General features: G+C 36.0%; 14 protein-coding genes. 5 read left to right on the forward strand and 9 right to left on the reverse strand.

Annotated features, from left to right (window positions below; genetic code table 11):
* Position 1: 1 nt before the first annotated feature.
* Entirely contained in the window at positions 2 to 913 is a 912-nt protein-coding gene (locus AC5XHR_RS11635) for a 1-aminocyclopropane-1-carboxylate deaminase/D-cysteine desulfhydrase (RefSeq protein WP_495950965.1), read from the reverse strand.
* 150 nt (positions 914 to 1063) lie between these two features.
* Between AC5XHR_RS11635 and AC5XHR_RS11640 the strand changes: the two genes are divergently transcribed.
* Both AC5XHR_RS11640 and AC5XHR_RS11645 read left to right on the forward strand, forming a co-directional pair.
* Complete coding sequence (locus AC5XHR_RS11640; RefSeq protein ID WP_495950966.1) at positions 1064 to 1555, forward strand: RNA polymerase sigma factor; 492 nt, start codon at positions 1064 to 1066, stop codon at positions 1553 to 1555.
* Complete coding sequence (locus AC5XHR_RS11645) at positions 1548 to 2219, forward strand: DUF8845 family protein (RefSeq protein WP_495950967.1); 672 nt, start codon at positions 1548 to 1550, stop codon at positions 2217 to 2219. The genes AC5XHR_RS11640 and AC5XHR_RS11645 overlap by 8 nt, the downstream gene beginning before the upstream one ends.
* Positions 2220 to 2268: 49 nt before the next feature.
* Here AC5XHR_RS11645 and rpoN read toward each other — a convergent pair whose 3' ends face one another.
* The 3 genes from rpoN to AC5XHR_RS11660 all read right to left on the reverse strand — a co-directional run bounded on the left by rpoN (position 2269) and on the right by AC5XHR_RS11660 (position 5704).
* Positions 2269 to 3750 (reverse strand): RNA polymerase factor sigma-54, encoded by a 1482-nt coding sequence (rpoN, locus tag AC5XHR_RS11650; protein ID WP_495950968.1) that lies wholly within the window; start codon positions 3748 to 3750, stop codon positions 2269 to 2271.
* Between the two features lie 91 nt (positions 3751 to 3841).
* Positions 3842 to 5290, reverse strand: coding sequence for an asparagine--tRNA ligase (asnS, locus tag AC5XHR_RS11655; RefSeq protein ID WP_495950969.1), 1449 nt, complete (start codon positions 5288 to 5290; stop codon positions 3842 to 3844).
* Positions 5291 to 5377: 87 nt separating this feature from the next.
* On the reverse strand, positions 5378 to 5704 hold the full coding sequence (locus tag AC5XHR_RS11660) for a hypothetical protein (protein ID WP_495950970.1): 327 nt from the start codon (positions 5702 to 5704) through the stop codon (positions 5378 to 5380).
* A 38-nt stretch (positions 5705 to 5742) separates the two neighbouring features.
* On the opposite strand from AC5XHR_RS11660, the gene AC5XHR_RS11665 reads away from it, so the two are divergent.
* Both AC5XHR_RS11665 and AC5XHR_RS11670 read left to right on the forward strand, forming a co-directional pair.
* Positions 5743 to 5919, forward strand: a complete 177-nt coding sequence (locus AC5XHR_RS11665; protein WP_495950971.1) for a C1orf53 family protein — start codon at positions 5743 to 5745, stop codon at positions 5917 to 5919.
* A 5-nt stretch (positions 5920 to 5924) separates the two neighbouring features.
* A complete protein-coding gene (locus tag AC5XHR_RS11670) occupies positions 5925 to 6455 on the forward strand; it encodes a DUF4136 domain-containing protein (protein ID WP_495950972.1) in 531 nt (176 codons plus the stop codon).
* Positions 6456 to 6505: 50 nt separating this feature from the next.
* Here AC5XHR_RS11670 and AC5XHR_RS11675 read toward each other — a convergent pair whose 3' ends face one another.
* A complete protein-coding gene (locus tag AC5XHR_RS11675; RefSeq protein ID WP_495950973.1) occupies positions 6506 to 7345 on the reverse strand; it encodes a restriction endonuclease in 840 nt (279 codons plus the stop codon).
* Between the two features lie 114 nt (positions 7346 to 7459).
* On the opposite strand from AC5XHR_RS11675, the gene fabV reads away from it, so the two are divergent.
* On the forward strand, positions 7460 to 8662 hold the full coding sequence (gene fabV / locus AC5XHR_RS11680) for an enoyl-ACP reductase FabV (protein ID WP_495950974.1): 1203 nt from the start codon (positions 7460 to 7462) through the stop codon (positions 8660 to 8662).
* Positions 8663 to 8737: 75 nt separating this feature from the next.
* Here the strand turns inward: fabV and pafA are convergent, their stop codons facing one another.
* From pafA to AC5XHR_RS11700, 4 genes are all read right to left on the reverse strand, one after another.
* Entirely contained in the window at positions 8738 to 10381 is a 1644-nt protein-coding gene (gene pafA, locus AC5XHR_RS11685; RefSeq protein WP_495950975.1) for an alkaline phosphatase PafA, read from the reverse strand.
* 120 nt (positions 10382 to 10501) lie between these two features.
* Positions 10502 to 10936, reverse strand: a complete 435-nt coding sequence (locus tag AC5XHR_RS11690; protein ID WP_495950976.1) for a hypothetical protein — start codon at positions 10934 to 10936, stop codon at positions 10502 to 10504.
* Between the two features lie 96 nt (positions 10937 to 11032).
* Complete coding sequence (locus AC5XHR_RS11695) at positions 11033 to 12655, reverse strand: TonB-dependent receptor domain-containing protein (protein WP_495950977.1); 1623 nt, start codon at positions 12653 to 12655, stop codon at positions 11033 to 11035.
* A gap of 177 nt (positions 12656 to 12832) precedes the next feature.
* The gene (locus AC5XHR_RS11700; protein WP_495950978.1) at positions 12833 to 13759 is read right to left on the reverse strand and encodes a malate dehydrogenase; all 927 of its coding nucleotides are present in this window, start codon (positions 13757 to 13759) and stop codon (positions 12833 to 12835) included.
* Between the last annotated feature and the right edge of the window lie 57 nt (positions 13760 to 13816).

Genomic DNA, 13816 nt, shown 5'->3' on the forward strand with positions numbered 1-13816 from the left:
TTTACTGGTTTTGTATTGGTCGTTTGTCTTTTCTAATTAAACTTGCATTCATCCCATCGATAGCTTGTAAACCGCCGGTATGAAATGCTAAAATCTTACTTCCTTTCGGAAAAAAATCTTCATCAATTAAGTGAAAAATTTTCTGCATCATTTTCCCCGTATAAATGGGTTCTAAAGGAATTTTGTACTTTTCATTAAACTCATTAATAAAGGCAATCAAATCCTCTGTAACTTTTGCGTAACCTCTTCCTGAGGCATCCCAAAAATCAACATTTTTACGAGAGCTCCATTCTTGAACTTTTGGTGGAACCGAATTGTCTTTCACTACTTGAAAACCCAAAATTTTCTGATGATTTTCAGCAAAAAGTGACAATCCAGCAACGGTACCTCCAGTTCCTACTGCGGTGCAAAGATAATCAAAATCTTTGGTACGCTCGTCCAACATCATCGCAATTCCCTTTACAGCCAGTTCATTAGAACCACCTTCAGGAATAACCAGTGCTTCAGGAAATTGATTCTGAAATTTAACCGTAAGACTTTCTTTATCTCGATATGCTTCCCTTGAAACAAAGTGAAACCGCATTCCACGTTCTGAAGCTTGTTTTAGAGTTGGATTTTGCTGCCATGAATCTTTTAATTCGTCACCACGAATAATTCCAAGAGTTGCAATATTCAATTCTTCTCCCAAAGCGGACAAAGCCGCAATATGATTAGAAAAAGCGCCACCAAAAGAAATCAACATTGGTTTTTTAGGTTTACTTTCTAAATAAGTAATCACATTGTAATACAGTTTCCAAAATTTATTTCCTGAAATTCCTTCATGAACCAAATCTTCTCGTTTCATCCACAATTTAACCTTATCGGAATAGGGAATTGGAACGATTGGCGTTGGATTTTTACTCAAGTGCTTCATGACGGAGCAATTTACAAACTATATTGTTAAATTGAAATTCAAATAGGGATAGAAACCCGTATTTTAACAGTCAGATTTATTAAATTTCGCTTTTTTCAACCTAAAAATTAAGGATATTGTACTATATTCGTTGCTCGATTTAGTATTACCGTGTCCAAAGAAAAAGAGTTTGCGAAGCTAATAAAAGATAATCAAGGTTTGATTATCAAGGTTTCCCGCCTCTACACCAATGATTCTGAGGACGAAAAGGATTTATTTCAAGAAATCGTGTTACAACTTTGGCGAAGTTACGACTCATTTAAAGGTGACTCTAAAATTTCGACTTGGATGTATCGAGTAGCTCTGAACACAGCTATTACTCTTTTCAGAAAAAAAACAAAATCACCACAAACGGATGAACTTCAGGATTTTCATTTTAAAGATTATCTCGAAGATGATGATGAAAAACAGCATCAGATAAGCTTATTATACAAGGTAATAAAAATGTTACCCAATGTAGAACGAGCGATTGTGATGATGTATTTGGACGATTTGCCCTACAAAGAAATAGCCGAAAACCTCGGTATTTCTGAAGTAAACGCACGAGTGAAAATGAACAGATTGAAGAAAACCCTTAAAGAACTAATGCAAAAACATGCCTGAGTTTGATATAGACGATTTTAAGAAATCTTGGCAAGAGCAGGACGTAAAGCCTCAATACGACAGTTCGGAAATCATCGAAATGCTGAATAAAAAGTCACGTAATTACGTGAAATATATTCTGTGGATTAGTATTGCGGAGTTTTTGATTTTGCTTTTAGCGAACATTTATTATTTAATGCAAGACTCTACGCAAGGGAGTTTTACACGAATTGTCGAGCGTATCGGAATTAAACAAACCGATGAAATTGCACATAATTTTGATTCAATTTATTGGGTGATGAAATCCATTAGCCTTCTGGTAACGTTATTTTTCGTGTATCGTTTTTTCATTAACTACAAACGAATCCGAATTGAACAGAATCTTAAGGAACTTATCCTGCAAATTATTCAGTTTAAAAACACCGTAAACGCTTTTATCATTACGAACATTGCTTTGCTAGTGGTTTTCACCTCAGCTTTGGTGATTTACGTTTCGTACCAAATTAATCATCAAACCGAAGAAATTAGTCAAGGAACGTATATTGGTTTTATCGTTGGATCAACCGTAACGCTTGTATTTTGTGCGATCTTGTTTTGGATGTACTACAAGATTATTTACGGAATCCTCATGCGAAGATTGGGCAAAAATCTCAAGCAACTTCAAGAAATTGAAGAACAAAAATAAAAAAAATCCAAGAGCAATTCTTGGATTTTTTGTTTTTATTAATTGAATTTTACAATTCTTTTCTTAAACGTGCTACAGGAATATTCAGCTGTTCACGGTACTTTGCAATCGTTCTTCTCGCGATATTGTAGCCTTTTTCTTTAAGAATTCCAACCAATGCATCGTCTGTATATGGTTTTCGCTTATTCTCGTTATCAATCGCTTCTTGAAGATAGTTTTTAATTTCTTTTGTAGAAACCTCTTCCCCATCGTCGTTCGTTAATGAATCTGAAAACAAATCTTTCAAATACACAATTCCGTTCGGCGTATCTGCATATTTGCTTTTTACCACACGCGAAATTGTCGAAATATCAAAACCTGTAATATCCGCAACATCTTTCAAAATCATCGGTTTTAATGATTTTTCATCGCCCGTAATGAAATATTCTTTCTGCAATTTCACAATCGCCGTAATCGTTTGCAACAATGTATTTTGACGCTGATTAATCGCATCGATATACCATTTTGCCGCATCCAATTTCTGCTTGATAAAAAGAGCCGCTTGCTTATGTTCCGCAGATTTTTTATCGTGAGAATAGGTTGTTAAAATATCTTTATACTCATCCGAAACACGCAATGTAGGCGCATTTTTAGAATTCAGCATTGGGATCACTTCAAACTGACCTTTCTTTTTTCCTTCTTTTACTTGAATGATAAAATCCGGAATAATCTCATTATTGATGGTAATCGTTTGTGTATCGTAGTTTCCACCAACACGTGGGGAAAGTTTCGAAATTTCATCCAACGCATCTTTCAAATCATCTTCTTCCACATCATACTTCTGCATGATTTTGTTGTAATGCTTATTGGTAAGGGCATCGAACTGATTTCGTAAAATATTCGCAGCTAAAGAAACGGCCTTATCAGCACTTACTTTCTTTTCAATTTGAAGCAACAAACATTCTTGTAAATCTCGAGCACCAACACCCGCTGGATCAAGCTTCTGAACGTAATTTTCTAATATATTCTGAACGTCTTCTATCGTTGTGTAAATTCCTTGTGAAAAGGCTAAATCATCAACAATAGATTTCAGTTCTCTACGTAAATAGCCGTCTGTATCGAGGTTTCCGATAAGATATTCTGCAATTTGCAAATCCTGCCCATCGATATTGATAAGGTTAATTTGCTCCATCAGATAATCGTATAATGTTTGACCTTCGGTTAAAAGGCTTTCGTTATCGAATTCTTCATCATCGGCAGAATAGTTACTGGACGCCGTTTTGTAACTAGGTTCGTCATCATAGATATACTCGTCTACATTAAAGTCTGTCTCTATGCTGTCCGTTCCTTCGTCTTCATAATCCGAGTCCAAGCTTTCATAAGGATCATCCGAAGAATCGTCCGTATCTCTTTCCAGAGCTGGATTTTCTTCTAACTCGCGCTCCAATTCCTGTTCAAACTCAAGCGTATGAAGCTGAATCAACTTCATTAACTGAATTTGCTGTGGTGCGAGTTTCTGACCTAATTTAAGCTGAAGGTTTTGTTTTAGCATGTTTCTTTTCTTCTTCTATACTTGACGTGCAAATCTATTATTTTACTTCAGGAAAGACTTATAAAATTTATTAAAATTATTATAATGTATCCTAAAATTCGGCACTTTTCGGTGTTCTTGGGAACGGAATCACGTCTCTAATGTTCGTCATTCCCGTAATAAATAATACCAAACGCTCTAATCCTAAACCGAATCCCGCATGCGGAACTGATCCAAATTTACGCGTATCTAGGTACCACCAAAGTTCTTTTTCGTCTACGTGCATTTCTTGCATTTTCTTCAACAAGACATCGTGACGCGCTTCTCTCTCGGATCCTCCAATGATTTCTCCAATTCCTGGGAAAAGAACATCCATCGCTCCAACGGTTTTTCCGTCTTCATTCAACTTCATGTAGAAAGCCTTAATTTCCTTCGGATAATCGAATAAAACAACTGGACTTTCAAAATGCTTCTCTACCAAGAAACGCTCGTGCTCCGACTGAAGATCAGCTCCCCAAGCTTCAATTGGATATTGGAATTTCCCTTTTTTATTTTCTTTAGAATTCAACAAAATATCAATTGCTTCCGTATAACTCACACGTTTGAAACGCTTCGCAACCACATTCTGAAGTTTTTCTAATAAACCTTCTTTGGCTCTATCTTTTTCTGGTTTTGATTTTTGTTCCTCAGCAAAACGCTTATCTAAGAACTCTAAATCATCTTTACAATTATCTAAAACATATTGAATCACGTTCTTCAAGAAATCTTCCGCCAAATCAATATTGTCTTCCAAATTATTGAATGCAACTTCTGGTTCAATCATCCAGAATTCAGCAAGGTGACGCGTTGTATTCGAGTTTTCTGCACGGAACGTTGGTCCAAATGTATAAATTCTACCCAATCCCATTGCCGCAGTTTCTCCTTCTAACTGACCAGAAACTGTTAAATTCGTTTTTCTACCGAAGAAATCTTGGTTGAAATCAATTTCACCCTCTTCATTTCTTGGAATATTGTCTAAATCGAAATTCGTAACGCCAAACATTTCGCCCGCTCCTTCTGCATCAGCACCAGTAATAATTGGTGTGTTGATGTAGAAAAATTGATTTTGATTAAAATATTGGTGAATCGCAAAGCTAATTGCAGAACGTACTCTGAAAACCGCTCCGAACAAATTCGTACGAAATCTTAAATGCGCTTGTTCACGAAGAACTTCCAAAGAATGCTTCTTTGGCTGAAGTACTGTTTTTTCAAGTTCATCTGAGAAATTTTCACCTAAAACAACAATTTTCTTAGCGATAATTTCTACTGTTTGCCCTGCCCCTTGACTTTCAACAACTTCGCCCGTAATTTTCAGTGAAGATGCTGTTTTAATATTTTTAATGGTTTCCTCATCAAACTTTTCAAAATCTACAACAACTTGTAAATTAAGAATCGTAGATCCGTCATTAAGCGCGATAAATCGGTTTGATCTAAAGGCTCTTACCCAACCTTGTACTGTAATGTCATGATGAAGAACTTTTTTGTAGCCTTCTAAAATATCTTTAATCGTCTTTTTTTCCATTGTATAAAAATGATTCCTGCAAATTTAAGAATTCTGAATCGAATAAGTAAGGAATATACCGCATAATTCCCCGAAAAGCAATTAATTCTATAGGTATTTCCAAAAACTGAACAGTTTTCGTTTTTTTAGATAATCCAAATCCTCTTCCATCGCATAAGCTTCTCTCTCAAAACTGATCATTTTGTAGGCCATGTATGAATTTCGAACTTTAAAATAATGATACAAATATTCGCCTACGTACCATACATAGAAAAACAGAATAAGAAGCTCAAGTTGTTGTCGTAAATGAATTTTCTCGTGATTGATGAGTACGGCATTTCCACGATCTCGTTGATGCTTCAAAATAATCAGCGGAAACAAAGTAATCCCCGAAATTTTCGTATTTTTGAGTATCTTTTGCCAAACCACAATCATAAAGCAAAGATAAGAATTTTGAAAATCGGATTTAACTTATGAGCCAAACCCCAATCAAAGAAAATGAAGACTTTTATTACAACGAACAGGGGTATAAAGTTTTTACAGAAAAATTTCACTTAAAACGCGGTTATTGCTGCAAAAGTGGCTGTAAACACTGCCCTTACGGTTATGATAAAAAAACGGATACGTTTATAAAACCAACGAAAAAATAATGAATATGAAACGATATTTTATTCTGGCATTAGCTGCCGTAACTTTAGGAATTACGTCTTGTAGCCCATTCCAAGTTCGTTCAGATTATGCACAAACAGCTAATTTCAACGATTATAAAACCTATAAACTACGTGTTGACGATCTTAAACTAAATGATTTGGATAAAGATCGCGTATTAAACGAGCTTTCGAAACAATTGAAAGCTAAAGGTTTAAGCGTTGGTGACAATCCTGATCTTATTGTGAATGTAAAAGCATCTCACAAAAAGGTAACCGACATCCAAACGACGCGTCCATACGGAGGTTTTTACGGTTGGGGCGGCCCTTGGGGTTGGGGAGCAGGTTATGGAAGAACGTGGACGGACGTTTACAATAACGGAACTATCTTAGTTGATTTAATCGATGCAAGATCACAAAAATTAGTATGGCAAGGTATCGGAAGTGGAATTTCCGTTGATTCGCCAAAGCGTAAGCAAAAGCAAATTCCAGAAATCGTAACCGAAATTATGGCGAACTATCCGCCACAGAAAAAATAAAATTTTTCACAATAAAAAAGGATTCAAATTTTTGAATCCTTTTTTTATTTCTATTCTGAAATCTTCGTTACCAAAAGCTCTTTGGATTCTTTCAGCATTTCTTGTTTTCGTGTTTCATTCAAGCCTAAAATAGCTACATTCGTTTCATCTTCCACCAACTCTTTTACCAAAATACAGCCTTTACTTAGCAATTTTGATTTTTCAAATTCATTAATCGTAGTCAAACACGTTACAGGATACAAAACATTGGCATCAACTAAAATTTTTAAACCTTTATTTTCGGGATAATCCCAAGCTAACATTCGAAGTCCATAATAGGTCGCAAAATCAATAGAATCAGAAGTGAAATAAGCATTAGTCACCAACCAACCATCTGTAAATTTCGTTTTCTTCCCAAATAATTGATAGTCAATTCCCGAAATATCTTTAATTCGAGACAAAACATACATTGGTGTTGTTACTGAAATTTTCGTTTCGCCTTGGTTGCGGAACTTGCATTCCATCCAATACGTTTTGTCATTTTTATGGGCAATAACATCGGCTTCATGCGTTACGGCGTGCCCACGAATATGCTGCCCCGTTTCGGTTTGATATCCCAATGATTGAAAAACTCGGGAAATCCACTGTTCAAAATAAAATCCCGCAGGCCCCAATTCCAACAAGGCTTTTTTCAAACTATACCGAGCCGCTAAAGAATTCGAAACTTCCTTCAAGGCATCAAAAGCCATTTTGTACAACTCTTTCGTTGTAATTCCTTCATAGCATTTGGGTGAAATAAGCTCGACCACTTTTTTAATTGTCTCTTCATTGGCTCCAGCGCCTTTCAGCGAAGCACTCAATTTTGCATCATCAAACTCCACCAACTCACCAAAATTATTTCGAATTTTCATAGGCTTTTCTCTTTAGAACTTTTAAAAATCACGATTACAACCAACAAAGTCTTGGCCATAAACCGAGTTGAAGTGCAAAAAAATACTTAATTTGCATCGTTAAAATTACTAAAAATGATTATCCAACCAAGAACAAGAGGTTTTATCTGCCTTACAGCGCATCCAGAAGGTGCTTTGCAGAGTGTAAAAAACCAAATTGAATATGTAAAATCCAAAGGAACTTTAGCTAACGGACCCAAAAAAGTTTTGGTAATTGGGGCTTCAACAGGATTCGGTTTGTCTTCAAGAATTGAAGCCGCATTTGGATCTGGAGCAGCAACGATTGGTGTTTTCTTTGAAAAACCAGCTTCAGAAGGTAAAATGGGAACTGCAGGATGGTATAATTCGGCAGCATTTGAAAAAGAAGCTCAAGCAGCCGGTTTATATGCGAAAAGTATTAATGGAGATGCATTTTCTGATGAAGTAAAGCAACAAACTATTGATTTAATCAAGAAAGATTTAAGTCAAGTTGATTTGGTAGTTTATAGTTTGGCCTCTCCAAGAAGAACGCATCCTAAATCGGGAGTTGCGTACGCTTCGGTTTTAAAACCAATTGGACAACCATTCACGAACAAAACAGTAGATTTCCACACAGGAGTCGTTTCGGATATTAGCATTCAACCGGTAGAAAACGATGAAGATATACAAAATACGATAGCCGTAATGGGTGGTGAAGATTGGAAATTTTGGATGGAAGATCTTAAAAACGCAGGTGTTTTAGCGGAAGGTGTAAAAACCGTGGCTTATTCGTATATCGGTCCAGAATTAACATTCCCGATTTATAGAAACGGAACGATTGGTCAAGCGAAAAATGATCTTGAAGCAACGGTTACCGTTCTAAATGATTTGCTAAGTGATATCAACGGAAAGTCGTACGTATCGGTAAACAAAGCTTTGGTAACGCAATCGAGCTCGGCAATTCCAGTAGTTCCGTTGTATATTTCTCTTTTGTACAAAGTGATGAAAGCGAAAGGAACGCATGAAGGAACGATTGAGCAAATGGAACGTTTGTTCTCGGAAAGACTTTATACAGTGGACGGAAATGTTCCGTTGGACGAAGCTGGAAGAATCCGAATTGATGATTTGGAAATGGCAGATGATGTACAAGCAGAAGTTGCTAAACTTTGGAATAGCGTAACATCTGAAAACCTTGGAGACATAAGCGATATCGAAGGCTACAGAAAAGAATTCTTCAACCTTTTCGGATTTGAACTAGATGGCATTGATTACGAAAAAGACGCGAACGAAAACGTTCAAGTTCCAAGTATTGAAGCGTAAAATAAACGAATCGAAATAAATAAAAAAGCGATCCAAAATTTGGATCGCTTTTTTAGTTGAATAAATTTTTAACTCTTATTTTCCAAGAACTTCGGTAATAGGATTTCCGATGTTTCCACTTGGGTTTTCAATTTTCAAGAATTGAGCCAGCGTTGGCGCAATATCCGTCATAAAATACGGATGATTACTTTCACCATGTTTCACGCCCCAACCCATGAAAATCAAAGGAATGTGTGCATCATACGAGTTCCAAACGCTATGCGTGGTTCCTCTTTTGGCGTAACTTGGCAATAATCCATCATGAGAAATGATCTGAATGTCTCCGCTTCGTTGCCAGTTGTAACCGTTGATTATTCTGGATTTAATAGGCTCTGGAATAGCGGACGAACCTACTTTAGCAAGATCTACAGCATAAAGAACACGTGGATCTTTATTCAATTTGTTGATAATCGTTTGTTTTACATCATCCACATTCAAATTCATTGCAGCGATCGCCTTATAATCTAAATATATTTGATAATTATCTACTGCCATAATAAATTTGCTCTTTGGATATTTCTGCTCCAATTCTTCACCCAAATTCTTCACCATTCCATCATCAAAAAATCCAGAAAGCATTTTGTTTGCCTTCATGAAGCCTTCGGAGTGGGCTCCACCGTGGTCCGCAGACAAGAAAACAAGATATTCTCCCTTTCCTACTTTTTTATCTAACATTTTAAAAAAATCGGCTAAATCTTTGTCTAGTCGAAGGTATGTGTCTTGAACTTCGATTGAGTTTGGTCCAAAAGCGTGACCAACGTAATCCGTCGAAGCGATATTAATTGCTAAGAAATCCGTGATCTCATCTTGTCCCAGTTGATACCCATCTAATGTTGCTTCAGCAAATTTCAGGGTATAGGTGTTTCCAAAAGGAGTTGTTCTTAAAACGCCTTTTTTCTTTGCAAAATCTCCTGCCAAATTGGTATACGGAAACACGGGTTTTGTAGAACTTCCTAACAAACTCTCCCAAGGAACATCATCTGCTGAACTTTCTTTATAATCTGCAATTGGCAAAACGGTATTCCAACCATTAGAGACTAATTTTTCTGCTAACTTTTGCTGGTTAAAATTTTTCACAAACTGAGGTAAATCCGACATGTAATATGAGCTCGTAACAAAATCTCCTGTAGTTTCATCAAACCAAAACGCACCTGTAGGATTGTGTCCAGCTGGAAGAATGGATGCGCGATCTTTTAAAGAAACTCCAACTACTTTGGATTGAAAATTTGTTGCAAGACGTAACTGATCGGAAATTGTCGTACTCCAAAGGTTTTTAGGAGAATGCTGTCCTATTTTATCAGAAGTTGTTCCAACACCTTTCACCTCTGCATCCGTTGTACAATATACATTTTTTCCTGTTTCTTTATCTGTCCAATCATTTCCAGCAATCCCGTGAATTGAAGGAACAGAACCTGTATAAATACTAGTATGCCCCAAAGCAGTAACTGTGGGAACATATGGAATCATCACGTTATTAAAGGAATACCCTTGATTTAAAAGTCTTTTGAAACCATCGTTCCCATATTTATCATAATATCGGTACAAATAATCCCATCTCATCTGATCGATAACCAAACCAACTACCAATTTCGGGCGCTCTAACTTTTCAGTTTTCTTCTGAGCTGTAGCCGGAAGAAAGGCAAGAAAAACCAAAGCAAGCGAAGTCATTTTTCTGAACATAGATCTATATTTTTATAGCACAAATTTAAAATTTTTAAAATGGAAAGCCATTAAAAAACCTTTAAGATTTGGAAATCTTAAAGGTTTATATTTTATTTTTAGTTGATTTAGAAAAAAATCTTACTTTCCACCACCTTGGTTCTTTTCAACATCCGTTTTGGTATTTTCCTTTACTTTTTGGTTACCGAAACGTTTCGTTAACGTAAATGAAAACCCTCTATAATCAAACCTATTTAATGTTTTATAGATTCCAGTTTGACTGTAAGTTGTTATGTCATATCTCGGTTTTTGAAACATATTATTAAACTGAACGGTAGCTTCCATACCAATCTTATCAAATATTTTAGTAATAGAGAAATTGTCGTAAATATTATTGCTATTGCCAATAGAGTTCCCTTGATTCTGACGATAAACCCCAAACCATAATGCAAGATTAACGTTCTTGTTAAACAAATTGGTGTACATCAAATTTGCAGATCCGCTATAATTGGTATAGTAATTTTTTGCAGGAATATTATTTCGATTATTGAAATCACTATTATCTCTATAACTCACTCCTAAATTCACATTTACGTTGAGCTTGTTACTAAAAAAGGTTTGATTGGTATTGAAATTGGCCGAATAACTTGCCGACTTTCCGTTGAAGTTACTTTACGTATTAATCAGCTTGTCTCCTTCTTGGATGTAATCATCCCAATAATCTTGGTTGGTAAAGCCATATCCAAGCGACAAGAAATACTTTTTGTAAACCCCAAATTTCAAATTAAAACTGTGATTCGGGTTTGGATTTAAGTCCATATTTCCACGCTCAAAAATCCCGGTGTTTGTTGGTAATTCGAACGGATTCATTTCAGAAAACCACGGTCTCCATAGATAGAAATTATACGAAGTCGAAACATTAAAATTAGGTGTAAATGTGTATTTCAACAAAACATTCGGCATCCATTTTCCGTACGAATCTTCTTTACTCTGATTATTTGAAGCCTGATGAAGTTTAAACGAAATATACTCATAACGAATCCCCACACGCGTTTCTAGTTTTTTGAAAATTTTTGTACTGTAATTCGCATAAAAAGCATTGAGATTGTCAGTATATTTAAATCGGCTAAAAAGATTAGAGAATGAGCCATCAGGATTCTGAACTCCGTAATAATCAATTGGAGCTGTATTGTTATTAAAATCAAACTTGGCACCAACCTCAAAACTGCTTCCCAAGGTATCCAAAGGCTGGGAATAATCCAATTTCAAATAATAATTTCGCATTTGGGAATTATCCAAAATCCGATTATTCAATGTGTTTGGTGCTATTGTCTGTCTTTGTACAAAATTTCGATCGCTGTTGCTCGAATTGTAATTTGTTCCCACATTAACGTCCAAAATTCTATTCTTCACCTTATCGTAGTACTTATAAAATAAATTTCCGTTTAGATTTTGATAGCGAGAATCTGAAATCTGATCAACAGTGTACGAATTATATGGTAAATCATTTCTAGAAATTTCACCAATCGAATTGTTGGTTGAGTTGCTTTTGTTTTGATAAAACTCACCAATAACACCAATCGTATTCTTATCATTCAATTCATATTCGGTTGATGATGAAAGTGATGGTGATTTCCCTTTGTAATAGGATTCTCCAGAAACAGTACGCTTTTCATTATTGTTGAAAATCAAACTTTCCAGTTGTCTCGTACTAACGCTATGATTTTCGCCATAACTTCCCGAAATGGTTTGGGTGAATTTATTTTTATGATAGTTGATATTGGCGTTAGAATACTGATTATTTTTCGTACTCTGTCTGTTGCTCATAGAAACGCTTCCTTTTATTCCTTCGTCCTCACGCTTTTTAAGAACGATGTTAATTACTTGCCCCGATGTTTCATAACGAGCGGAAGGATTCGTAATCACCTCGATTTTCATCAAATTATCAGCAGGAATTGATTTCAAATATTCTTTTAATTCTTTCCCTGTAAAAACGGATTTTCTATCGTTAATATAAACGGTAACATTTTCGCCTTCGGATCTCACGACATCATTATTATCAATACTCACCAAAGGGGTCATACGAAGGACGTCCCAGGTTGTATTTCCCGCAAGAACAGAGCTATTAGCCACATTAAAAACGGTACGATCGACTTTCGTTTCAACAGTTGGTTTTTTAGCAATAATCTTCACCGCTTCGATTTCCTTTTCGCCTGTTTTTATCGTATCGTTTGTAGTTTGAGCATAAATAGCCGTTGAAGACAGCAATGCAAAAAGTCCGAGTTTCCAGTTCATAGTTTAGTATTTCAGTTTCCTCAATGCTAATAGGACAACCGAAGTTAACTTATTGTTACACTGAAGAACGCAAAAAAAATGTGAATTCGCATAAACGATTCATACTCAAGCTTATGACCATAAAAAAAAAAAGAATGCACCGAAGTACATTCTTTTTTATTTTATGTTATATTGAAATTAGAATTTCAAATCGCCATTGATTTCTCTTACTGCGTTAGCTGCTGTTTTGAAAGCCGCTTTTTCTTCGTCAGTTAAAGGAACGTCCACAATTTTTTCAACGCCATTAGCACCGATAATTGCAGGAACTCCTAAACAAATATCCGATTCTCCGTACTCACCATCAAGCATTAAAGAACAAGGAATCATTTTCTTTTGATCGCAAATGATGGATTGAACCAATACAGAAACCGCTGCACCTGGCGCATACCAAGCTGAAGTTCCCAACAACTTAGTTAATGTTGCTCCACCTACTTTTGTTTCTTCAACTACATAATCTTGTTTTTCTTTAGACAAGAAAGTCGTCACTGGAACACCGTTACGCGTTGCTTTCGACATTAAAGGAACCATTCCTGTGTCCGAATGCGCTGCTACAACCATTCCGTCAACATCAGAAATTGGACAATCTAGAGCTTCCGCTAATCTGTATTTGAAACGAGCCGAGTCTAATGCTCCACCCATACCGATAATTCTTTCTTTTGGAAGTCCTGATGTTTTATGAACCAAGTACGCCATAGTATCCATCGGGTTAGAAACCACGATAATGATTACGTCAGGAGAATGTTTTACTAAATTTTCTGTTACCTCTTTAACGATTCCAGCGTTTATCCCGATAAGCTCTTCACGAGTCATACCTGGTTTTCTTGGAATTCCTGATGTAATTACAGCAACTTTAGAACCAGCCGTTTTGCTGTAATCTCCCGTTGTTCCTGTAATTCTTGTATCGAATCCGTTAAGAGATGCTGTTTGCATCAAATCCATTGCTTTACCTTCGGCAAAACCTTCTTTAATGTCCACTAAAACAACGTCTGATGTGAAGTTTTTCATAGCGATGTACTCAGCGCAAGATGCACCAACAGCTCCAGCTCCTACTACAGTTACTTTCATAATGATTTACGTATTTTTGATATTATTTCTTTGTTTGTTCTCAAATTTAATACTATT

This window comes from Kaistella sp. CFF1-2, from assembly GCF_059509915.1.